We start from the raw sequence: 23,268 nt of genomic DNA on the forward strand, positions 1-23,268 counted from the left end.
TGAATTTTGGCGGATAAATCCTACTTTTTGGCGGAAATCACCCACCTACCACGATTAAAACTTCGATCCTTTATCCCCATACTTGTCTAGCAATTCTTCAAAACTCATATTCTTCTCTCGTTGTTTACGTTCAAATGCTAATTTTGCTTGACGTTCTTCCTCTTTTGCTTGTTCATCAGCTACTAAACTTTGCTTCGCCGCTTTTAGTTTCGCCAATACATCCCCATTTAACTGATCTTTTAATGTAATGGCTTCATCATTTTGTACATTTTGATTGGATTGTTTCTTTTTTGCCATAAAATCACCTACTCTAATTATTGTTCGTACATAGTTTATCACGTTTACAAAAAATTCACGAACAACTACGCAAAATGAGCATATACTACGAACTTATCGTCTCTTCTTGCGTAATATAGTAATAACTCACGTATAATTACTTTCCTAATATAGCGACACGATGCATAGTGGTACGCCGAATATTCAATACTATTTAAGAATTGAGGTGTTTTTATGAAACGAAAAAAAGTTTTATGGCTCTCTAGTATTATTACTACCCTTTCTGCCATCACGACAGGTTTTGGATTTTTTGTGACCAATCGCTTAATGTATATAAAAAATAAAGATGCAAATTTTATTTATGATCGTGAATTAAAAGCACAACGTTTTGATGAAAATTGGTACCAAAATTGCAAGAAGGAAGAAATGAGCATCGATTCCCCAAATGGTTATGCCATTAAAGGGATCTTTCTCGAGCCGCTTCAAACAAAAAATACGATCATCATTTGCCATGGTGTAACTGAAAATAAAATCAATTCTGTCCGCTACGCACGCATGTTTGAACGGTTAGGATTTAACTCTTTTATTTTCGATCATAGACGGCATGGAGAATCAGGCGGAAAAACAACAAGCTATGGCTATTACGAGAAGTTTGATATTGCAGCGGTGGTTCAAACGGTGAAGTCCATTGTGGGTGACGACGCGATCATCGGCATTCATGGCGAATCCATGGGTGCGGCCAGTATGATTTTATATGCCGGTTTAATTGAGGATGGTGCCCATTTTTATATAGCAGATTGTGGGTTTTCGAATTTTTCAGAGCTCGTTTCGCAAATTGTGAAAAAAGAGACGATTTTACGTACACAAATCCCGATTCATTTAGCAAACCTATTTTTAAAAATACGTGATGGTTATTCCATGAAAAGCGTGACACCAAAAGAAGCGGTCCGCAACATTCAATCCCCGATGTTATTTGTTCATAGTATGGAAGATGATTTTATTTTACCGTACATGACAAAAGAAATGTATGAGGAAAAAAGTGAACCAAAAATGTTAAAGCTCTTCGAAAAAGGTGTCCATGCGCAAAGTTTCAACCAAAATCCGAACGAATATGAAGAGATCGTGCAACAGTTTTTAGAAAAATATATCTTTGTACAAGAGCTTGAGAAAGAAATATCCTAAACGACCAAAAGAGCGCTCCTCATTGAAAGGAACGCTCTTTTATATTTTCGTACAAAAGTAAAACAACAGTTCAAGCAAATGAAAACTGTTGTTCGAGCTTACAATTATTTATCTTGAAACTTGTTCATTTGTGCCATCATTTGACGAACTTGCTTCTCAGATGGTTTACGTCCCATTTGAGCCATCATCACACGAATCATTTGTTCATTAATAGGTGGGTTTTCTTTTAAATATTTCATCATATATTGACGCGCTAAATAGAAACCTAATGCAACGCCCCCAGCTAGAGCGATAATAACGATCATAATCCAAATCCATGTTGCCAATGTGCCTACCTCCTCCACTAAACAATTCCGAGATAAACTCTCCATGAAGGATTATACACTATAAACTTTATGGATACTAGCTTTTCACATGTTTTTTCTAGTAATGCTTTCTATTTTCGACAAATATTTTCTAGTAGGAAGCATGCTTAATTGGTTTTAGCCATCCACACTCAGACTCTTCTTTATTAAACGCAATAAACGAGTCATTCATCTGACTTAGGGAATGGAATAAATCCAAATCGAGCATTCGCGATCCTTCACATATCGCTTCTATATGATAAGGAAATACTTTTAATTTTAATCCACCTTTTAATTGGTGTTCAAAATTTAAATACTCTCCTACACAACGTATCGTCGGGAAACTCTTTTTTAAATGTTCATAGATTGCACTTTGTACCAGACTTCCTTCGATTGGTTCACAGAGATAGCTTAACTGCTTGCTAACAGAGGACTCGAGGGCTTGCTCTTTTGTCGTTACCATTTCAAGAAGTAATCTTTCTCTACCAAATACAAAAGATTGGTACTGTTTTTTTATATTAAAAATCGAATATTTTCTCATCTTTCGTCCTCCTCTCTTTGACAACATTATAACGAAAGTATTTTGAATATTTTGTCAAAGGGTGTCACAGCTTCCCTTCTATTTTTGTCAAAATACCGTGAAATGCTAAATTGGAACACTTTGCCTAGACAAGCTCAGCCTCAAGACCTAGAGAAAAATGCAATTCCAGTCCGTTTTAGGAAATTCGCGTGAAAGGTAACATAAAGGTACAAACGAAAGGAGCTAGAACAAAATGAAAAAATTTCTTATCTTACTTGCTGGAGGAACTGCAGTACTTGTCGCACTTAGTATGATGGGGCCGCTAATTGGCTTTGCATTCTCAGCTTTACTTGTATTCGCCGGGATGCACTACTATGTGAAATCAAAATCTACAATTGCAAAAGTACTATGGGTTGCAGTTGGTCTTGTCGGCGTATTCTCAGCCATTTCAAACATCCCAGCATTAATTGGTCTTGCAGCATTAGTTCTACTGTATGTTCTTTATAAAAAGTGGAACAACGAAGAAGTATCATTTAGCAGTGTGAAAGTAAAAGAAGAAGATCCATTCACAAACTTTGAAAACGAATGGGCAAAATTGACAAAATAAGGAGAGAATAAAATGAGTTTATTAAAAAGATTTAAGTACACAATTGAGGCAGATTTACACGAAATGTTTGATAAAAAGGAACGTAAAAATCCAATCGCGATGCTAAACCAATATATCCGTGAAGCAGAAAAACAAACAGAGCAAACAGGCAAATTACTTCAACGCCAAGCTCAACTAAAAGAGCAGTTACAAAGTGAATTAAAAGAAACAACGGAAATGCTTGAAAAACGCACGAACCAGCTTCAATTAGCACAAGCAAATAAAGAAGAAGATTTAATTTTGTTTGCTACACAAGAGGTAGAAGCATACCAAACTCGTCAATTCACTTTAGTAACAAGTCTTGAGCAGGCTACAGAAGAATTTATCTCTCTTGAACGTAAATTCGAAACAATGAAACACAAAATTAAAGATATGAAAGTACGCCAATTACAGCTAATGGGCAAAGAAAACGTAACGCGTGCTCACCACAAAATGGATCACGTGTTAAAATCAAACGAAGAAACAGATTTTAATGATCTATCGTCTTACATCGATAACTTAGCTAACAATATCGAAAAAGATTACGAACGTACACAACTTGAAGCACGTTTAGCGCAACTAGAGAAAACTGCAGTAGTGACACCAGCACTTGAATTAAAAGAACAAAACTAATTCGAACAAGAACATGATATAATTACCAGTAACAGGAGAAGGCATCTAGTAGTCTTCTCCTAAGATGTGTCTAAAGGAAAAAATTGCCCAATACTAGCACAAAAAGGAGGAACCATTGTGAGCAGATTTAGCACGGACCAACTGACGTTTATTTCAATTATTGTGCTATTAATTGTGTTCGTCGAGCTGACAATTTTTAATAATGGCGGTGCCTTTTTACTGATCATCGGGGCACTCCTCATCTACTATAGTTTTTCTAAAAATAAGAGAAGCTTTTTCTGGGTCGGTTGCTTCTTCCTATTTATGGCGGTCTTAACGGTTTGGAGTTTACGCCTATTAATTGTCGGCGTACTCATTTACCTTCTATATAAACATGCAACAAAGGAACCAAAAATTGTCGTTGTAGATACGAATGATTTCCAAGTAAAATCCATTGAAAACAACCAACTCATTGGAACAACTTCTGTACCTATTGAAAACTACAAATGGCAAGACGTTCAAATCCAACGTTTTCTTGGAGATATTACAATCGACACGACAGAAACGATCTTACCTGCTGGAACTTCTGTCATTTCCATTCGCCAATCGATTGGTAAAGTAATGGTTGTCGTTCCTTATGAGGTACCATTCCGGTTACAATTTTCAACAATTTTAGGTGAAGCAAAACTACTTCGCAAATCTTCAAAACGTTTGATTAATGAGCAAATCGTATTTGAAGATGGTAATCCGGAAGAAGCAAAACGAAAACTAGTCATTCATGTAGCAACATGGCTTGGCGATGTGGAGGTGATTCGGAAATGATATCATTTATATTTCGTACCATCACCCTCGTATTTATACTAAGTGGAATGGCGTTTAGTTTCCTCTTTTTAATTTTAGGTGAACCAACTGAAGAAAATTGGCGTCTTTTATGGGAACAGGATGTACAGGAAATCCCTCTTATTGCCATTATGTATTTTGTTATTGGTGCGATTAGTTTACTCGTTAGCATTTGGATGAGTTTTATCGCCAAAACAAGAGAAAATGCTGCTACTCGTTATGTTAAGCAAGTGGTGGACCCAGATTTCACGTTAAAGAAAAATAATATTTCCCGCGCACTAAAAAAGGCCTTACTTCAAGCGAACGAATTAATTGAAACGCAACGGAAAAGTTTACAACGGTTAACAAATGAAAAAGCGGAAGCCAATGACAAAATCATTCAAGAACGAATCATCGCCGAACGCCAAAGACTCGCTCGTGAACTTCATGACTCGGTATCCCAACAACTATTTGCAGCGTCTATGTTGTTATCAGCGGTCACAGAACAAGAGGATGAGTTGGGTTCCTCTAAAAAGACATTGCAACAAGTAGAAAAAATCGTCCAACAAGCCCAATTGGAAATGCGTGCACTACTATTACATTTACGACCAATTGCTTTACGAAACAATACGTTAGCACAAGGATTAACCGAACTCATCGTCGAGCTGCAACAAAAAGTCTATTTCCATATTGAGTATCAAATCGAGGAAATTGAATTGTCCAAAGCCGAGGAAGATCACCTGTTCCGTATTGCACAAGAAGCATTATCCAATACCCTCCGTCACGCAAAAGCATCTGAGGTAGAATTGCTGTTAGTAGCCCGTGACAACATCGGCATCTTGCGCATCCAGGATAACGGTCAAGGTTTTAACATCGAAGAAGATAAATCTACTTCTTACGGCTTACGCAACATCGCCGAACGCGCAGTTGAAATCGGCTGCACGTACAAAATTGTCTCCGTACCAGATGTTGGAACCATTGTGGAGGTAAAGGTGCCGCTTGGGGAGAAAGAGATTTTAGCTGAGGCAGAGCAGGAAAAGGAATAAATTTTAATGAATCACTGGAGTTTGGCGGGATTTTTTTAATTTTTGGCGGGATTAATCTGAAATTTAGCGGGATTTTCCTAACTTTTGGCGGAATACATTGGAAATTTGGCGGGATTAATTTAAATACTTTTATATAAGATTAAACATTTGAATGAGGTGACGTTGTGATAAACATTTTGATTGCAGATGATCATGAAATGGTGCGAATCGGGGTATCTGCTTATTTGTCTGCACAGCCAGATATGACCGTTGTCGGGGAAGCTGAAAACGGTGCGCAAGCGGTCGAACTAGCTCTCCAATTAAAACCAACAATTATTTTGATGGACAATGTAATGCCCGTCATGACCGGTGCTGAAGCGACTGCTGAAATTATTAAGCAATGGCCAGAAGCACGAATAATGATGGTGACAAGTTTCCTAGATGACGATAAAGTGTACCCAGCATTAGAAGCAGGCGTAGTTAGCTACATATTAAAAACATCAAATGCCAAACAAATTGCCGATGCGATTCGAAAAACAGTAACCGGCCAACCAGTATTAGAGCCAGAAGTTACGACAAAAATGATTTCAAGAATGCGAAGTGCTGCCTCCTCCCCTCTTCACGAGCAATTAACGGAAAGAGAAATGGAAATCCTTTTACTAGTCGCTCAAGGGAAAACAAACCAAGACATCGCGGACGAATTATTCATTGCACTAAAAACAGTCAAAACCCACGTAAGCAACATTTTATCAAAATTAGAAGTACAAGATCGTACACAAGCTGTTGTGTATGCGTTCCAAAATGGTCTAGTTAAATAAGGCACACAAAAATTACGGGCATTCACGTTCCTCCACATGAATACCCGTTTTATTTATCTTCTATAAGTGGGAGAGGAGTGTCTAAAAAGTAACCTTTTCAGTAGAGGTTCAAGCCCCGGCGGATGTCACAGATTTCGTAAAAGCGTAATGGATTAAACTTTGAAATGCCTTACTTCTGTTTGAAGTCGTTCTGCTAAATTTGCTAAAGAACTTGCATTAGTAGAAATGTCCTCATTAGCTGCCACTTGTTCCTCTGTTGCCCCACTCGTATTAGCTGCTAAAATAACTGCATTATTCGCAAGTGATTGAACTTGAACGACACTTTCCTTAACATTATCAGTCATCGCTTGAATTTGTTCAATTGCAGCTGATACAGATTCTACTCTAATCACCACATCTCCAACACTCGTTTCGATTTCATTAAATACATCCAAAGATTCATTTGTTTTACATAATCCTTGTTCTACCTTATCGCCACCAATAGAAATTGTCTTTACCGCTTCACTACTTGCATTTTGAATTTGTTGTACCATTGCTGTAATTTCTATAGCAGAGTTTTTTGATTGCTCTGCTAATTTACGAACCTCATCCGCAACAACAGCAAACCCTTTGCCATAGTCTCCTGCACGAGCCGCCTCAATTGCTGCATTTAATGCAAGTAAATTCGTTTGGTCAGAGATATCTGTTATGAGTGATGTAATAGTTTGTATTTCATTGGACTGCTTTTCTACATTTTTTATAATCGCTGTTGTTTCATGGAAAGTATTATGGATTGTATTCATATGATTGGCAACATCTGTTACAACAGAAGAACCGGTTTGAACTAGCTTTTGTACTCCATCTGTCGAACGTAGCATTAACTCATTGTCTGAGGAAATTTGTGAAACCCCGTCATTTAATTCTGTTATTGCTTGAACAGATGAATTCATCAAACTGGATTGTTGATTACTAGTTAACATTTGTTGTTCTGCGGAAGTTGACACCACTTGAGCAGAAGCTAATGTTTCTTGAGTACTAGCTGATAACTGTTCTGCATTCGCTGCGATTTGTATTGAAGATTCACGCACACTCGTTACTACATTTCGAATATCTAATAACATTTTGTTAAATGTTTCGGCCATTTTTCCAATCTCATCATTATTTTTTATTTTAATAGGATCGGTTAATAAGTTTCCATTGGCTACTTCTTCAAGGGCCGTTGTTACTCTAATAATCGGTTTAGAAATTACCCTGCTAATTAATGTAGAAATAATTATTCCTAAAATAATACTAAAAATCGTTACGCTAATAATGATCGTGATGGCAGTAGATTGATAAGAATCTAATTTTTTTTGCGCCTGGGCAATTTTCTCTTCATGAATTTGTTCTAATTCATTCAATATGCTAATTATGTTTTCATTTTGTAGTTTTGATTCTACAAAAGTAGCTTCATTTAGTCGTCCCATTTGTATTTGTTGAATGAGTTTATTATTCGTTGCAATATAATTTTCAGAATTAACTTTTAACTCTTCATATAACTTAGCTGATTGTTCATCAGTTCCGATCTCAATGTCATTTTCAGCAGTAGTAATGCCATTTTTAACTTCTGTATCAATTATGCTTAATAAATCAGGATCTTTAAATGATACATACTCTAAAAGTGTTGCTGCTATTATTCTTTGACTATTTTCTATTTCTGTTATGTGAGATATTTTTTGCATATCAACTTCTAATATATCTTTATATCGATTTGTTAAATCAAAAAGGCCTATTATAGCTAAACTACTTGCTACGATAAGCAAAAAGAGTAGCGAAGCAAAACCAATCCACATTTTTCTCTTTATAGAAAACCGCATAAATGCACCACCTTTGTACTATATTTACAATTTATCGTACCTATTTACAGGCAATATAGACAAGGGCAAATTAGCATATAATAAAAATTTAGAAATTATGAATAAGTGACAATTATGCGACTTAAGAGAGATATATTCGTTAAAAACCGACAATATTATGTGTTTTACCATTCCCTACACATGAGTGAGGATCAAATTCAGGTAGTTGTCTATACGTTTCAAAACGACTTGTAAAATACAAAGTACATTGGATATTTTTTCTGATGTACTTTTTTCTAGCTTAATAAACATTTTTTTGTTCTATGTAGACAAAATTTCGGCCCTTTACAATCTTGTAATCTCTTAAAATCCTATTCTTTACACATTTAGTCTTTGGCATGCTTTTTGCTTATATATAAAGTATAAAACCGAAAAGGAGAGGAATTTAATGAAAGCAGCTGTAGTTAATGAGTTTAACAAATCGTTAGAAATTAAGGAGGTTGAAAAGCCAACATTAGAAAGCGGTGAAATTTTAGTAAAGATAGAAGCTTGTGGTGTTTGCCATACGGATTTACACGCAGCTCATGGAGATTGGCCAGTGAAACCGAAATTACCTCTTATCCCTGGTCATGAAGGTGTTGGTGTTGTTGTTGAGATTGCGAAAGATGTAACGTCTATTAAAGTTGGAGATCGCGTTGGGATTCCTTGGTTGTATTCAGCATGTGGTGACTGTGAATATTGCTTAGCTGGACAAGAAACACTTTGCCCAAATCAACTCAATGGTGGCTACTCTGTTGATGGTGGGTATGCGGAATATTGTAAAGCTCCCGCAGATTATGTTGCTCGTATTCCAGAAAACGTTGACCCTGTTGAAATTGCACCGATTTTATGTGCAGGTGTAACAACGTATAAAGCATTAAAGATTTCCGGGGCAAAACCAGGTGAATGGGTTGCGATTTATGGTATCGGCGGACTTGGCCATATTGCACTACAATACGCAAAAGCGATGGGATTGAATGTCGTTGCAGTGGATATTAGTGATGACAAATCAAACTTAGCCATTGAGCTAGGCGCCGATATTGCCATTAACGGTTTAAAAGAAGATCCAGTTGAAGTAATCAAAGAAAAAGTAGGTGGTGTTCATGCAGCGATAAGTGTTGCGGTTAGTAAAAAAGCATTTGAACAAGCCTACCAATCTGTTAAACGTGGTGGTACTCTAGTCGTAGTTGGGTTACCAAATGATGAACTACCAATTCCAATTTTCGATACTGTATTAAACGCAGTAACTGTAAAAGGCTCAATCGTAGGTACGAGAAAAGATATGCAAGAGGCGATTGATTTTGCTGCGCGTGGCAAAGTTCGTGCAATCATTGAAACGGCTGAACTAGATAATATTAACGATGTATTTAAAAGAATGGAAGAAGGAAAAATTAACGGGCGCATTGTTTTAACATTATAATTCAATTTTAAGTATGCTAGGTTGTTCAAGTCGATCATTTCGAGTTGAGCAACCTTTTTATCTTCCTTCAGTAGAAGACTCCCACTTCTACTGAAGGAAGATAAAGCCCCGGCGGATGTCACAGATTTCGTAAAGGAATTTGTAGGATGTTAGCCTAAGAACGTCATATCCTGTGACAACGGCTAACTGACCTGCATCGTGCAGACCCAAACACGAGTCCGAAATCTGGACGCAATTACGCCAAGGTGTAATTGATTGTTTAGAAAAGCACGATTGATCGTCATTATGAGACAAATCGATGTCGCATTGATGTCGATATCCCTAAACTTATACTTTCCTACACTCGAAAAAAAGGGATTATACCCTTTATATGGAATACAACATATAGTTGATTTTTTGGAGGAGGTACATATGAACGTTCATAAATTTGTATTACCAGAAATCATTTTCGGAAACCACACCATTTCTCAAATTGGGGATTGTTGTTTACGATTAGGTGCATCCAATGTACTCATTGTAAGTGATGAAGGCATATTAGAGGCTGGTTGGCTTGATAAAGTCGTAAAAGTGTGTGAAGAGGTAGGATTGCAATATACAACCTTTACAGATATCACTGTGAATCCTAAAGACCACGAAGTCGAAAAAGGTAGAGAAATTTACTTAGAAAAAAATTGTGATGCTGTCATCGGAGTTGGTGGAGGAAGTACCATTGACGCTGCAAAAGCAATCGCACTCCTTTCTACAAATGGAGGACATATTCGTGATTATGAAGGGGTCGACAAAATAAAGCATCCCCTCCCTCCCCAAATTATGGTTCCAACTACAGCAGGTTCTGGATCTGAGGTTTCGCAATTTTCCATTATTTTAAATACAAAAGAACGAAAAAAAATGACAATCATTTCAAAATCATTGATACCTGATATTGCCATTGTTGATCCTAAAACACTTGTAACAAAAAATACTCATCTTACCATTTCAACCGGAATTGATGTATTAACACATGGAATTGAATCTTATATTAGTTTAGCCGCAACACCTTTAACGGATGTTCACGCAAAAAATGCAATATCTCTTGTAGGCAAATATTTGCGATGTTCTGTAGCATCACAATTTAATAAAGAAGCGAAAACTCATATGGCGATGGCAAGTTTACAAGCTGGAATTGCATTTTCAAACGCAATTTTAGGCGCAGTCCATGCGATGAGCCATGCAGTAGGTGGAAGATATCCAATTTTACATGGAGACATTAACTCCATACTTCTTCCACATGTGATGGAATATAACTTACTAGCAAATACTGATAAGTTTTCTGATATTGCTTATCTACTAGGACATAAGGATTTTACTATTTCAAAAATGGAAGCAGGAAAGATCTCAATTGATTTAGTAAAACAATTAATCGTTGACATAGGCGCTCCACAAAAACTATCAGAATTACAAGTTGAAGATAAAGAAATTTCTACAATGAGCTATACTGCCCTCCACGATGCATGTATGTTGACAAATCCAAGAGATGTCACAGTCGAAGCCATTGAAGAACTTTTCAGAAAGGCCTGGTAGACTTGGTACTAAAAGAACGAGAATCATTAATTGGTAAATTGACAGGAATACAATCTTCAAAGAAAAGCTATTACAGTGAATTGAAAGTTACGGTAGAAGAATTAAAAAAGAAAAATATGCAATTAGAAGTCATCAATGAAGTCACGCAAAGTCTTAATATTGAAATGTCAATTGATGAAATGCTAAAAAACATCTTTGAAAAAATAAAACCCTTTATTGCAATCGAGCGAATGAGCTTGTCCTTGTATGAAAATAATCAACTAGTTTTATCAAACGTCTTTCCATTAGATTCCTTTTACTTTCCTATGGGATATGTGTTTGAAAAAGAAAAATCTCTCTATTGGCAATCCATCCTTACTTTAGAAAAAGTACTATTTAAAATGGAAAATCACACGCCAATTTATATAGAAGAAAAAGCATATCAGTCGTTAGGCATTCAAAGTATTCTCATTATCCCTCTTGTAAGTAAAAAAGCAGTCATTGGCGTTTTAAGTATTGGAAGAAAAGAATTAAACCATTTTAGTGAAGATGATTTATCATTTCTTCAACAACTTTCAGATCAAATTGCTGTCTGTTTTGAAAATGTACAGTTGTACCATAAAGTTTTAAACTCAAAAAAGGAATGGGAAGAAACCTTTCGTGCAGTATCAGATATGATTTTCATTACTGATACAAATGGGATCATTTTAAAATGTAATACTTCGGCAATAAATTTTTTTGACACTTCTATCATTGGCCAGGACCTACAAACAATACTTGATCTACCTAGAACAAACAACTATTTTTTATCGAGTATATCTATTGAGGAAAATTTTTATCAAGAGTTTCATTTCAATCACCATCTTTTTGAATTGCGTGCATATCCAATTTATAACAACGTTCAACAAGTATATTCATTTATCATTTATATTATTGATATTACTGAAAAAAGAAAAATGGAGGCACAGCTTATTCAATCAGGAAAATTGGCAGCTATTGGAGAAATTGCAGCAGGGATAGCACACGAATTAAATAACCCTTTAACCGCGATTCTTGGAAATTCGCAATTACTTTTACGTGATGCAAAATCAGACGATCGATCCCATAAACTATTATCAGGTATTTATACTTGTGGAAAAAGGTCTAAAAATATTATTCAAAATTTACTTACCTTTTCTCGCCAAGACGAGTATAGTTTTGATGAATTCTCCATAAATGATGCTGTAGAACAAGTATTGGAAATAATTGGAGATCAATTCAAAAAACAAAATATTACGATTGAAAAGCAACTGCAATTGAACATAAATAGTGTTTACGGGAATATCCAGCAAATAGGACAAATTATCCTAAACTTGTTAATCAACGCAAAAGATGCCCTTGAAGAGAAAAATACCCCTAAAAAAATCATTTCCATTGAAACAAAAGAATTTTATGATAAAGCAAAAAAATGGGTCGTTCTCACAATAAAAGATAATGGGAATGGTATTCAACCACATCAATTGCAAGATATTTTTAACCCTTTTTTCACCACAAAAGAACCTGGTAAAGGAACAGGACTGGGTCTATCGGTTAGCTTGGGGATAGCAGAAAAACATAATGGATTGATAGAAGTGGATAGTAAATACAAAGAAGGTAGTGAATTCAGCTTAAAACTACCAATTAAATTCCAATAGAAAGGTAGTGTTCATTTTTGAAGCGTATTTTAATTATGGACGACGAAATTGAAGTTGGAAATTTCTTTCGTCATTTACTGGAAGAAAAAGGATTTAACATAAAGACTGCAGTTAACAAAAACGAATTTACTACATTAATTTCTGAACTTTCTTTTGACCTAGCATTGATTGATATGAAACTGCCAGATTCAAATGGTATCCAATTATTAAAACAATTAAAAAAATCTCAACCAATGTGTAAAGCTATTATCATGACAGGCTACAGTACAGTGAAAACAGCCGTTGAAGCTTTGAAAAATGGGGCTAATGACTATATCGAAAAACCTTTTGATGATTTGGAGCTATTAGAAAAAACATTGGACAATTTTCTAAGTACTGAATACATTTCAAATCGAACAGAAACAAATCAACTAGCTACCACAATTGGCTTTATCATTGGCGAAAATGCAGCTATGAATGAACTTGCCAAACTAGCAGAAAAAATTGCAAAAAAGAATATTAATATACTCATTGAAGGGGAAACGGGGACGGGTAAAGATGTACTTGCCAACTTTATTCATCATATAAGTCAACGATATAACCAACCTTTTATTCGAATTAATTGTGGCGCAATTCCGGAAACATTACTAGAAAGTGAATTATTTGGTCATGAAAAAGGAGCCTTTACGGGAGCAGTAAAATTAAAAAAAGGGATATTTGAAATTGCAGATAACGGAACTCTATTTTTAGATGAAATTGGTGAAGCGAGCTTAGGAATTCAAGTTCAATTGTTGCGAGTATTAGAAACTGGCGAATATTATCGTGTTGGTGGTGAAGCTGTCCGTAAAACGAACACCCGCATTATTGCGGCAACAAATAAAAACTTAGTACAAGCTGTAGAAGAAAAAACATTTCGTGAAGATTTATTATACCGATTAGATGTTGTAAAACTGAATATCCCCCCATTACGGAAAAGAATTGAAGATTTAAATCTATATTTAAATTATTTTTTACAAAAGGTAAATGCAAGTCATCTAACGTTTTCAGGAGAAAGTTTAGAAATAATGAGAAACTACATGTGGCCAGGAAATGTCCGCGAACTATTTAATATTGTCAAGCGAGCCGCTGCTTTAGTGGATGAAGGTGAAACGATTGTCACTCCAAAATATTTGCCAGAAAAACTTCTACAAAACAACCATCAAAATGAGGACAATTATCAAATGAATGATGAATTTGAATCCTTCATAACGAGCTGGACAAAAAATATTTTATCTTTATGGGATGGACACAATGATATTGAGTTAGATGATGTCTTATTTTCTGTAAAGGAATTAGAAAAACAAGTCGGACGTTCATTTGTTTTAAAATCATTAAAAAATCATGTTGGTGATCGAAAGAAAACAGCCGATTCATTGAACATCACAACTCGCCAATTAAAATATTTACTTAATGAAAAAGGGAAAATTTAAAGGGGCATTTCCTCATTTATTGAGGATGCCCCTTTTTATCACCTTATAATGCCTTCACTTTCGCTACAACATTATCCACAGTGAAACCATATTTCTCCATAACAATTTCGCCTGGAGCACTTGCACCGAATTGATCGATTGCTAATACATCGCCTTCAAAGCCTGTGTATTTATGCCAACCGAATGAAGAGCCCATTTCGATCGCTAAACGTTTTGTTACTGCTTTTGGAAGAACTGATTCTTTATACTCTGCGGATTGTTGCTCGAAACGATCCATTGCTGGCATTGAAACAACAGACGCATCAATTCCTTCAGCTTGTAATTTTGCTTGTGCTTCCACTGCAAGAGAAACTTCTGAACCTGTAGCAATTAAGATTGCATCTGGCGTCTCTTTTGTTGCTGGTGATACAACATAGGCACCTTTTGCTACACCGTCTTTTGCAAGTTCTGCTGATTTCGCAAGAACCGGTAAATTTTGACGAGAAAGAACTAATACAGTTGGAACGTCTTTAGAACTTACTGCTAATTTCCAAGCTTCCGCCGATTCGTTCGCATCAGCTGGACGAATTACAGATAGATTTGGCATTGCACGTAAAGATGCTAAATGTTCGATTGGTTCGTGCGTTGGGCCGTCTTCCCCTACTGCGATTGAATCGTGCGTAAATACATATGTTACAGGTAAGCCCATTAATGCAGATAAACGAACTGCAGGACGAACATAATCCGAGAATACGAAGAACGTACCACCGAATACGTTTAATCCACCATGTAATGCCATACCATTTAATGCAGCACCCATCGCAAATTCACGAACTCCAAACCAAATGTTGCGGCCTTCAGGTGTTTCTGGTGAGAAGTCGCCAGCACCTTTCATCGTTGTTTTATTTGATCCAGCAAGGTCAGCACTTCCGCCAAAGAATGAAGGAACTTTTTTCGCTAATGCATTGATTACATCTCCAGAAGATGAACGCGTTGCAACTGATTTACCAGCCTCATAAACAGGTACTTCTGCATCAAAATCAGCAGGAAGTTCGTTGTTCATTGCTTTAATAAACTGATCAGCTAATTCAGGATACTCTGCTTTGTAGCTTTCAAATTTTGCATTCCATTCTGCTTCTGGTGCAGCTCCTTGTGTTTCAGCTGCAGCTTTGAAAGTAGCATAAACTTCTTCAGGAATTTGGAAAGGCTCGTGTCCCCAACCATAAGCTGATTTTGTAAGTACTACTTCGTCAGCGCCAAGTGGAGCACCGTGTGAATCAGCTTTACCTGATTTATTTGGAGAACCAAATCCAATAACAGTTTTCACTTCAATTAATGTTGGTTTGCCTTTTGATTGTTTTGCTTGTTCAATTGCTGTATTGATGGCATCAATATCTGTACCATCCGCAACATGAAGATAGTTCCAACCATAAGACTCAAAACGTTTTTGTACGTTTTCAGAGAATGATTTTGCTAAATCCCCATCTAAAGAAATATCATTTGAATCGTAAAGTACGATTAATTTTTCTAATTGTAAATGTCCTGCTAGAGAAATCGCCTCAGCAGCAACACCTTCCATTAAATCACCATCTCCACATAATGCAAATGTGTAATGGTCTACAATGTCATGACCTGGTTTGTTATATGTAGCAGCTAAATGTTTTTCCGCCATTGCCATACCAACAGTCATCGCGATCCCTTGTCCAAGTGGGCCTGTTGTTGCTTCAACCCCAACAGTATGACCATATTCAGGATGTCCTGGAGTTTTTGATCCCCATTGACGGAAGTTTTTAATTTCTTCCATATCTAAGCCGTAGCCACCTAAATGTAATAGGCTATATAGTAACATTGAACCATGACCAGCAGATAATACGAAACGATCACGGTTATACCATGTTGGATTTTGTGGGTTATGGCGTAATTGCTTCGTCCATAACGTATATGCCATTGGTGCAGCACCCATTGGTAAACCTGGGTGACCAGAATTTGCTTTTTCGATTGCATCAATTGATAGTGTTCGGATTGCATTAATTGCTTGTAAATCCGCGTTTTGTGCCATTATTTGACATCCTTTCTCGTACGAATGTTTATACTTTTACAGTTTAGACAAGATTGTCAAAGAAAACAATCCATTTTGCATACATTTTTGGATTTATGACATACTTTTTACAATTGTGCTACATTATTGGCAATGATCCTAATTTAATTTACTCTTTTGAATTTGTTTAATTTTCTCCGGGGTAACTTCATTCCCATTTGAATCGTAGACTTGTACATTTTCGATTGTATTTCGGAAAGAATTACGGAAGGATTCTAAATATTCTTTGCGAAGAAGTGTACGTTCTTTTGCATCTGCCTCTGTTAATGTTCCTTCTTTTGCTTTTTTTGATAACTCATTAATTCGTTCAATTTTTTCTTTTGATAACATATTTTTCTCACCTTTCATTACCCATTACTTTAAAAGGTAAGTAAAAATGTGAGGAAGCGCAAGTATTTCACCTTATTTATTTAAAAGAAAAAGCATCAAATTAAGATGCTATCATTTTGTGTAATATTTTATTAGTAATCCACAAACACCTGATTTACGTTTTAATTTTCTAGTTCTTCGATGTATTCTGCATATCTGCGATGAACAGTTGCTTTACTGACTTGGAAACCGAGACCTCTTAATGTGGAGGCGATTTCTTGAAAAGTGAGACCTTTATCGCGTAATTTAACGATTTCTTCTATCGGTACTTCTATGCGTTCGCGGCCTTCGTGATTGTGGCGGTTTTTGATGTTGAGTTCTGGTCGATAACCGTTTTCGACTGCCCGCTTCATGCCTCTTTTAATTTTTGCATTATGGATTTTCCGCTGATATTCTTCGACGATTGCTAAAATTTCTAGTAACATCGTGTCCATTTCATTTAATGTTAGCGGTCCTGCATTATTCAATGAATAAACGGTTGTCTCGCTTTTTTGCAGTAAATGCAGAATTGCCATTCGTGCATTTCCACGTCCTAATCGGGTTTCATCCTGCACAAATATGGCTGCTACATGTTGTTCTTTTATATAGTCCATCATGTCAAGTAACCCAGGTCGCTCCACATCGTATCCACTTTGTTGATCTTGAAATGTAGCTAATACTTCATAGCCTAAGTTTTGAGCATAACGACTTAGCTCTTCTTGTTGTCTTGTTAATGATGTTTCTTGCGTGTTCTTCTCCGTACTTACTCTTGTATAGATGACTGCTCTGTTGTTTTCTGTTTTCATTGTTCTCTACTCGCTACCTCGATTGTCTCATTTTCTTCTGTCTCTTTTTGGACCATATAAATGCTATCTTCGTTTACTGGGATTGATATGACTTGTCCTGCGATTATTTTCTCATGTTTTAAGCCATTTTCCAACTTTACCTTTTCAATCCATGCTTGAACTGTCATATTTCCTCGATATTGTTCTGCAAGCGACCATAAAGTATCGCCATGATTAATTTCTATATGTTCATATGTTGAGTCACCATTATCCATAATAAGTAAAAAAGCCCCCATAATAACGAAAGCGATAAATAAAACAACGATATAATTATTTTTTTGTAACCAATTCATACTTTCAACTCCTAATCGAATGTTTGTTCGGAATGTACGTTCTTAATTTAATACGAACACATGTTTTTGTCAATAAAAATTTCGAACCTATGTTTGCATTTCTAATCTTTCACTGCTATACTATATGTAACTAATAGAGATACATATTCACATAAAGAGGTGAGAAAGTTGAAAAAAGTATCAAAAAGGCAAGAAGATATACTAGCTTTTATTAAAGAAGAAGTTCGCACGAAAGGTTATCCACCATCTGTTCGGGAAATTGGAGAAGCAGTTGGTCTTGCATCAAGTTCGACTGTTCATGGCCACCTTGAACGTTTAGAAAGCAAGGGATTAATTCGCCGAGACCCTACAAAACCCCGCGCAATTGAAATATTAGATAACGACAATAAATCCGTTCAAAAGCAATCGGTCGTTCACGTTCCTCTTGTTGGGAAAGTTACTGCGGGGCTACCAATTACAGCTATTGAAAATATAGAAGAGTATTTCCCTCTACCAGACACGTATGGCGCTGGAGAAGAAAATCTATTTATGCTAGAGGTTATGGGAGAATCTATGATCGAAGCCGGTATCCTTGATGGAGACTATGTGGTAGTAAAACAAACTTCTACAGCGAATAACGGGGATATCGTTGTTGCCATGACAGAGGACGATGAAGCAACAGTAAAACGATTCTTTAAAGAAAAAACACATTTCCGATTACAACCCGAAAACTCAAGCATGGACCCGATTCTAGTAAATCAAGTAACGATTTTAGGTAAAGTCGTTGGATTATATAGACAAATTCATTAAAAAAGTTGTCGCTTTGGTCTTTAGGAGACTGAAGTGACAACTTTTTTATTTTGGTTGGATTTGGATGGGGTGTGAGTGTTTGAATTCTGGTTGTGGGCGCTTGGCTTCCGGTTGTGGGCGTTTGGCTCCTGGTTGTGGGCGCTTGCTTCCGGTTGTGGGCGTTTGGCTCCGGGTTGTGGGCGCTTAGGTTCCTCTTTTGATCACTTACTCGGATTTCTGATCACTTAGCAACTACTTTGGATCACTTACCTGCTATTTAACATTTTTCCCTGTTCCCCCACACGCTTCAATAAACGCTCTAAACAATTCTCGAGAATGCGTATCCCCTTTTACCGCCATTTCTTCCGGATGCCATTGTACCGCGATACAGAAAGGATAATTTTCTAACTCCATCGCTTCAATAATGCCATCGCTTGCTCGACTAGACACCTTCAAAATATCCGAAACGTCTTTTACCGCTTGATGATGCAACGAATTCACCGCAATGCGATCTTTTCCCACAATTTTATGCAATATCGAACCTTGAACAACATCCACAAAATGACTTGGTTCATGTCGTAAAGCTTGTTGTTTATGAAGCAGGGGTTCTTGCTCATATTGGGCATTGATATCTTGATATAGGGTGCCTCCTAATGCAACATTTAATAGCTGAATTCCTCGGCAAATGGCGAAAATCGGCAGCTTTTTATTTAAGGCTGCATGCGCTAACGCAATTTCCACTTTATCGCGCTCGAGCATCACTTCACCTAATTGCGGATGGGGTTCTTCTTGAAAATAATGCGGGTGAACGTCAACCCCACCTGTTAACAACAATCCATCGATCACCTCCACCACTTGGGCAGCCTCTTTTTCGACGCCAAAAGGAATACAAAATGGCAATCCCCCAGCTTCTAATACGGATTGGACGTACGGAACATTTATATTATATTTCTCTTTGATCACGGTCATCGTTATTCCAATGATTGGCTTCATACAAGCACCTCCCCTATAAAATATTCGTGAGAGGCGAAATCATTCCTCACGCAAAAGAAAAAAGCCTAACGACATCGTTAAGCTAAAATAAGTTCATATACCAATTTAACATCGCTTCCCCGTAAAAATAGACAATGACCGCCGCCAGAGCAATCGATGGCCCGAATGGAACGGGTGTTTTTCGGTCTTGACCGCGTACTTTTAGAACAATCACACCGACAATCATCCCGATTACTGATGATAAAAAGAGCGTGATTAACGTGTTTGCTGTTCCAAGCACTAACCCAATGAGGAAGAAGAGTTTAATGTCTCCCCCACCCATGCCACCTTTTGAAATAATGGCAATCAGTAGTAGAATACCAAAGCCAATTACTGCCCCTAGTAAACTATCCCACCAATTGTCGAGCGGTGAGAAAACGCGCCCAATCACTAAAAATGGTAAAAAGAATAATAGAATTTTATCCGGAATGAGCATATAGGCAATATCCGAAACGACAATAATCATTAACAAAGAAATAAACAGTAACGCGACAGCCGTTTCAATCGTAATGCCTAATGTGTAAACCGTAAAGGCAAACAAAATCCCCGTCATAATTTCCGTTAAGAGATAAATGGGGGAGATTTTTGCACCACAACTTCTGCATTTCCCGCCTAAAAATATGTACGAAAAAACAGGTATCAGGTCCAGAGTCGTTAATCGTCGGTTACAGGATGTGCAATGCGATGGTGGTGTTACGATTGACTCTTTCAACGGAACCCTTAGCCCAACCACGTTAAAAAATGAACCGAAGACGAGTCCAAAGATTAACGCAAAACTAGCATAAACAATCTCCATGTAAAACGCTCCTTACTTTCTACCTGTCTTTATTACTCACCTTCATAATAAAAAGTTGTCACTTGAAGCGAAACCGATACCACTTCTTCTTCATCCAAAATGACACTTTCCTCACCAGGAAGAGCAAAACTGATCGTATCAATATGCATAATGCGTTCTAAATTTTCCACTTCTTCAATAAATTTTTGAAGGTTTCTCGCGTTTGGTGCTTCGACATCAATCGTGAACGTAATAAGTTTTAAATCATTCGGAATGGATGCACGATCAATCGATGTCATTGGAATTTCTTCGGTTTCCGGTGTTTCTTCCGTGTTCGCATTTTCTTCAGGTGCTGGTGCTGGTTGTTCTGTTGTTTCTTCTGTCGCTTCCTCTTCTGGAAGAGTTTCAGAAACAAGAGAATCATAATTGTTAAAGTTAATATTCAATACGCGTGTACCGGAAATGTATTCAATTTCTTCTATGTTTAAAAGCAGTTGATCGATTTCACGGCTTTGTGGTAATTTTTTTCGAAGTGCAAACGTATTTGACTCAATCACTTGCTCCGATTGCAGATTATTGATTTGGTCTTGTAACGTTGTAATTTCCGTCTGCAAACTGGAAATGGACGTTTGGGTTAAACTCGCTTCATCTTTCTTTGGAAGCACCACATAATAATAAAGCGCAAATAATAAGGCAGCAACTAAGGCAACCAATAAGATCAGACTAGAATTTTTACTACCAGAGAAAAGCTTCACTCGTTCACACCTCCAGTAGTAGCTAAATACGCATCATCAATCAATAATGTGATGTTAGCTGAATATCGAAGTTGTTCGTTAAAATTCGTTGTATCATCCGTTGAGCCTTCTTCTGTTTCAACTACTAATTCAAAGTTCGATATAGTAGAAACTTGAACGTCTTTAAAATACCCGCTATTCGAAAGTCTAGCAACATAATCAGAAATCGCATTTAACGTTTCAAAATCGAGGGTAATCGTAACGCTATTTTCTGAAAATTCATAAGCGCGTAAAAAGGAGTTATTCGGTTGTAAAGTTTGGGCTTCATTAATAATTGGTGAAACGGGATATGAGAGAATTTCCAAAAATTCCACAAATTCATTTAATGATAAACTTGAACTCATACCGTTTAAAACATCAAACTCAGCTTGTAATTGATCTCGTTGTGCAATTAAGGCTTGTTCTTCATTTTTCATCGAAGCAACACTACTTCGCGCATTAAAATATTGCCATACAAGTAAACTTAAAATAAGTAATACGATGATCGCAAGTAACACATAAAGCAACTTGGAATCTGCCTGTCGACGCCGCTCTACTTTGGGCAACAGGTTTATATCTGGAATCATGGGTCAACCTCCTTTAGAGCGAGGCCTAATAAAGCAGTATGTTTCGCTTTAAAATTAGGAAAATGCTTCGAAATGACTTCATCATTTATGAGTGTTGAAGGAATATTTAAATTGTTATTCAACGTTTCCGTAATTTGTTCTATAAATGGATTATCCCCCATGACGATAATCTCATCAACACCTTTTTCACCCTTATGTAAAGAAAAACGGAAGAAATTCATCATTCGATCTAGTTCCAAAACAAGATCCATTACTTGCATTAAATAGCTTTGCGGATCACCTTGAAATTCAAACCGTACATCTACCTCCGATTCCACAGTCGAAACCCACTTCAACATCTCCGTTTCAATCAATTGAAAACGAAGAAACTCCACTTGGCCAAGGGAGTAAATACAAATAGAGAGCTCATTAATGGACCAGTCCGAAACTAAGTACGTTTTCTCTCCATCAATCAAGCCCATTTTATCTAAAATTCGTAAATTACAAAGGGAGCGAATATCGGCAACTTCCGGCTCCATTTTAATATCGAGAAAAATTGATGTGAGCTTTGAAATTTCTTCCGATGGGGCCGCAAAAAGAATTGCCTGTCCATCCCCTGGAGTATGGTCATACACATCCACTAAAGGATCTTCAAAGGGAACACGAATCGACTCCCCAAGCTCCATTTGAACATATTCTAAAAGTTTATCCGGCTCCACGTCTTCCGGATGCTCAAAGGTCTTTAAAAGCACCGATGTATCAGGCACAAAAAGGCGGACATTTTGTTTTTTTCCGCCCCATTTGGATGTGTACTTTTTAAATATTTCAAATAAAATCATTTCATTTTCAATAGTAGATTCAACAATCGCTCCATGTTCTAATGGAATTTCAAAAAGCTGTGATTGTTCTAAGCCAGGCCCCTTCATCACAAGCGCACGGATTACGTAATCTCGAAGTTCGATGGAAGTATGGGATTTTTTCACTTTTTTAAACATACACGTTCTCCAATCACATTATAATTGGTTTAGTTTTTCTATGCTTTTCCTGAATATGTATTTCAGGAAAAGTAACAAAAACTATCTTAACTTTACAGAAATTAACTCCCTATTTTTTGAGGTTTAAATTTAGATTTTCTTCAGTGATAGCATTTGCATTAGATACGTTAGCTTTATAATCAGACCCAACAATATTTGCTAATTTAGCATAAGTTACAGTCCAAGTACTACCACTAAGTACTGCCTGGTCACCAGTAACTAACGCTACGCCATCAAGATACGGATCAATAACACCGGCATTACATGTAGTTGTTGCAGTTGCAGTTACAGTTGTACATTTATTATCTATATGTGCAAGTTTTGCAGCAGCTAATACATTAGAAGCTTCAGCCAAAATTGCTTTATCTCGAGAATTATTAATAATGTTACCAATAGATGGAACTGCTATTGCAGCAACAATTGCCAAAATAACAACTACAGCTAATAACTCAATCAAAGTCAAACCCTTTTCATTCTTTACACGTTTTTTTATTTTTTTAAACATATCATTTCCTCCTAAATTTTTCATTACTTTTAATTTCTCATTAATTTTTTGCTCGGACGTTTTTTGCATATTGTTCACCTCCTTGAAATACGCCCTTT

At 36.7% G+C, this 23,268-nt stretch carries 25 protein-coding genes; 11 read left to right on the forward strand and 14 right to left on the reverse strand.

The window, feature by feature from the left end:
* Positions 1 to 54: 54 nt before the first annotated feature.
* Positions 55 to 297: a YqkE family protein gene (locus tag EK386_RS05085; RefSeq protein WP_126657953.1), complete on the reverse strand. Its 243-nt coding sequence runs from the start codon at positions 295 to 297 to the stop codon at positions 55 to 57.
* A gap of 213 nt (positions 298 to 510) precedes the next feature.
* Between EK386_RS05085 and EK386_RS05090 the strand changes: the two genes are divergently transcribed.
* Entirely contained in the window at positions 511 to 1,458 is a 948-nt protein-coding gene (locus EK386_RS05090) for an alpha/beta hydrolase (protein WP_126657954.1), read from the forward strand.
* 104 nt (positions 1,459 to 1,562) lie between these two features.
* On the opposite strand, the gene EK386_RS05095 is transcribed toward EK386_RS05090, so the two are convergent.
* Complete coding sequence (locus EK386_RS05095; protein WP_126657955.1) at positions 1,563 to 1,784, reverse strand: YneF family protein; 222 nt, start codon at positions 1,782 to 1,784, stop codon at positions 1,563 to 1,565.
* A gap of 130 nt (positions 1,785 to 1,914) precedes the next feature.
* Positions 1,915 to 2,343, reverse strand: coding sequence for a sporulation inhibitor of replication protein SirA (sirA, locus tag EK386_RS05100; protein WP_158674375.1), 429 nt, complete (start codon positions 2,341 to 2,343; stop codon positions 1,915 to 1,917).
* Between the two features lie 232 nt (positions 2,344 to 2,575).
* On the opposite strand from sirA, the gene EK386_RS05105 reads away from it, so the two are divergent.
* The 5 genes from EK386_RS05105 (at position 2,576) to EK386_RS05125 (ending at position 6,221) form a co-directional block, all read left to right on the forward strand.
* Positions 2,576 to 2,929 (forward strand): lmo0954 family membrane protein, encoded by a 354-nt coding sequence (locus EK386_RS05105; protein WP_126657957.1) that lies wholly within the window; start codon positions 2,576 to 2,578, stop codon positions 2,927 to 2,929.
* A 12-nt stretch (positions 2,930 to 2,941) separates the two neighbouring features.
* A complete protein-coding gene (locus tag EK386_RS05110) occupies positions 2,942 to 3,580 on the forward strand; it encodes a PspA/IM30 family protein (RefSeq protein ID WP_126657958.1) in 639 nt (212 codons plus the stop codon).
* A 117-nt stretch (positions 3,581 to 3,697) separates the two neighbouring features.
* Positions 3,698 to 4,381 carry a cell wall-active antibiotics response protein LiaF gene (gene liaF, locus EK386_RS05115; RefSeq protein WP_126657959.1) on the forward strand — a complete coding sequence of 228 codons (684 nt, stop codon included), beginning with the start codon at positions 3,698 to 3,700 and terminating at the stop codon, positions 4,379 to 4,381.
* The gene (locus tag EK386_RS05120) at positions 4,378 to 5,424 is read left to right on the forward strand and encodes a sensor histidine kinase (protein ID WP_126657960.1); all 1,047 of its coding nucleotides are present in this window, start codon (positions 4,378 to 4,380) and stop codon (positions 5,422 to 5,424) included. Before liaF ends, EK386_RS05120 begins: the two co-directional genes overlap by 4 nt.
* A 164-nt stretch (positions 5,425 to 5,588) precedes the next feature.
* A complete protein-coding gene (locus EK386_RS05125) occupies positions 5,589 to 6,221 on the forward strand; it encodes a LuxR C-terminal-related transcriptional regulator (protein WP_126657961.1) in 633 nt (210 codons plus the stop codon).
* Between the two features lie 152 nt (positions 6,222 to 6,373).
* Here EK386_RS05125 and EK386_RS05130 read toward each other — a convergent pair whose 3' ends face one another.
* On the reverse strand, positions 6,374 to 8,056 hold the full coding sequence (locus EK386_RS05130) for a methyl-accepting chemotaxis protein (RefSeq protein ID WP_126657962.1): 1,683 nt from the start codon (positions 8,054 to 8,056) through the stop codon (positions 6,374 to 6,376).
* 427 nt (positions 8,057 to 8,483) lie between these two features.
* On the opposite strand from EK386_RS05130, the gene adhP reads away from it, so the two are divergent.
* From adhP to EK386_RS05150, 4 genes are all read left to right on the forward strand, one after another.
* A complete protein-coding gene (gene adhP / locus EK386_RS05135; RefSeq protein WP_126657963.1) occupies positions 8,484 to 9,494 on the forward strand; it encodes an alcohol dehydrogenase AdhP in 1,011 nt (336 codons plus the stop codon).
* Positions 9,495 to 9,905: 411 nt separating this feature from the next.
* Positions 9,906 to 11,054 carry an iron-containing alcohol dehydrogenase gene (locus EK386_RS05140; RefSeq protein ID WP_126657964.1) on the forward strand — a complete coding sequence of 383 codons (1,149 nt, stop codon included), beginning with the start codon at positions 9,906 to 9,908 and terminating at the stop codon, positions 11,052 to 11,054.
* A gap of 2 nt (positions 11,055 to 11,056) precedes the next feature.
* Positions 11,057 to 12,706: a sensor histidine kinase gene (locus EK386_RS05145; protein ID WP_126657965.1), complete on the forward strand. Its 1,650-nt coding sequence runs from the start codon at positions 11,057 to 11,059 to the stop codon at positions 12,704 to 12,706.
* A 17-nt stretch (positions 12,707 to 12,723) separates the two neighbouring features.
* Entirely contained in the window at positions 12,724 to 14,154 is a 1,431-nt protein-coding gene (locus EK386_RS05150; RefSeq protein WP_126657966.1) for a sigma-54-dependent transcriptional regulator, read from the forward strand.
* A 43-nt stretch (positions 14,155 to 14,197) separates the two neighbouring features.
* Here EK386_RS05150 and tkt read toward each other — a convergent pair whose 3' ends face one another.
* The 4 genes from tkt to yneA all read right to left on the reverse strand — a co-directional run bounded on the left by tkt (position 14,198) and on the right by yneA (position 17,717).
* Positions 14,198 to 16,192 carry a transketolase gene (gene tkt, locus EK386_RS05155; protein WP_126657967.1) on the reverse strand — a complete coding sequence of 665 codons (1,995 nt, stop codon included), beginning with the start codon at positions 16,190 to 16,192 and terminating at the stop codon, positions 14,198 to 14,200.
* A 138-nt stretch (positions 16,193 to 16,330) separates the two neighbouring features.
* Positions 16,331 to 16,561 (reverse strand): DUF896 domain-containing protein, encoded by a 231-nt coding sequence (locus EK386_RS05160; RefSeq protein ID WP_126657968.1) that lies wholly within the window; start codon positions 16,559 to 16,561, stop codon positions 16,331 to 16,333.
* A 161-nt stretch (positions 16,562 to 16,722) separates the two neighbouring features.
* A complete protein-coding gene (locus EK386_RS05165; RefSeq protein WP_126657969.1) occupies positions 16,723 to 17,385 on the reverse strand; it encodes a YneB family resolvase-like protein in 663 nt (220 codons plus the stop codon).
* A complete protein-coding gene (yneA, locus tag EK386_RS05170; RefSeq protein WP_126657970.1) occupies positions 17,382 to 17,717 on the reverse strand; it encodes a cell division suppressor protein YneA in 336 nt (111 codons plus the stop codon). Before yneA ends, EK386_RS05165 begins: the two co-directional genes overlap by 4 nt.
* A gap of 168 nt (positions 17,718 to 17,885) precedes the next feature.
* Between yneA and lexA the strand changes: the two genes are divergently transcribed.
* Positions 17,886 to 18,506: a transcriptional repressor LexA gene (gene lexA, locus EK386_RS05175; RefSeq protein ID WP_126657971.1), complete on the forward strand. Its 621-nt coding sequence runs from the start codon at positions 17,886 to 17,888 to the stop codon at positions 18,504 to 18,506.
* Between the two features lie 252 nt (positions 18,507 to 18,758).
* On the opposite strand, the gene EK386_RS05180 is transcribed toward lexA, so the two are convergent.
* The 6 genes from EK386_RS05180 to EK386_RS05205 form a co-directional block, all read right to left on the reverse strand.
* Positions 18,759 to 19,478: a gamma-glutamyl-gamma-aminobutyrate hydrolase family protein gene (locus EK386_RS05180; protein ID WP_126657972.1), complete on the reverse strand. Its 720-nt coding sequence runs from the start codon at positions 19,476 to 19,478 to the stop codon at positions 18,759 to 18,761.
* Between the two features lie 82 nt (positions 19,479 to 19,560).
* Positions 19,561 to 20,313: a prepilin peptidase gene (locus tag EK386_RS05185; protein WP_126657973.1), complete on the reverse strand. Its 753-nt coding sequence runs from the start codon at positions 20,311 to 20,313 to the stop codon at positions 19,561 to 19,563.
* Positions 20,314 to 20,345: 32 nt separating this feature from the next.
* A complete protein-coding gene (locus tag EK386_RS05190) occupies positions 20,346 to 21,047 on the reverse strand; it encodes a potassium transporter (RefSeq protein ID WP_126657974.1) in 702 nt (233 codons plus the stop codon).
* Positions 21,044 to 21,652 carry a PilN family protein gene (locus EK386_RS05195; RefSeq protein ID WP_126657975.1) on the reverse strand — a complete coding sequence of 203 codons (609 nt, stop codon included), beginning with the start codon at positions 21,650 to 21,652 and terminating at the stop codon, positions 21,044 to 21,046. Before EK386_RS05195 ends, EK386_RS05190 begins: the two co-directional genes overlap by 4 nt.
* Entirely contained in the window at positions 21,649 to 22,626 is a 978-nt protein-coding gene (gene pilM, locus EK386_RS05200) for a type IV pilus biogenesis protein PilM (RefSeq protein ID WP_126657976.1), read from the reverse strand. Before pilM ends, EK386_RS05195 begins: the two co-directional genes overlap by 4 nt.
* A gap of 109 nt (positions 22,627 to 22,735) precedes the next feature.
* Positions 22,736 to 23,239 (reverse strand): type II secretion system protein, encoded by a 504-nt coding sequence (locus EK386_RS05205; protein WP_439331224.1) that lies wholly within the window; start codon positions 23,237 to 23,239, stop codon positions 22,736 to 22,738.
* Positions 23,240 to 23,268 lie beyond the last annotated feature (29 nt).

The organism is Lysinibacillus antri, from assembly GCF_003977595.1.
GTDB classification, from domain to species: domain Bacteria; phylum Bacillota; class Bacilli; order Bacillales_A; family Planococcaceae; genus Ureibacillus; species Ureibacillus antri.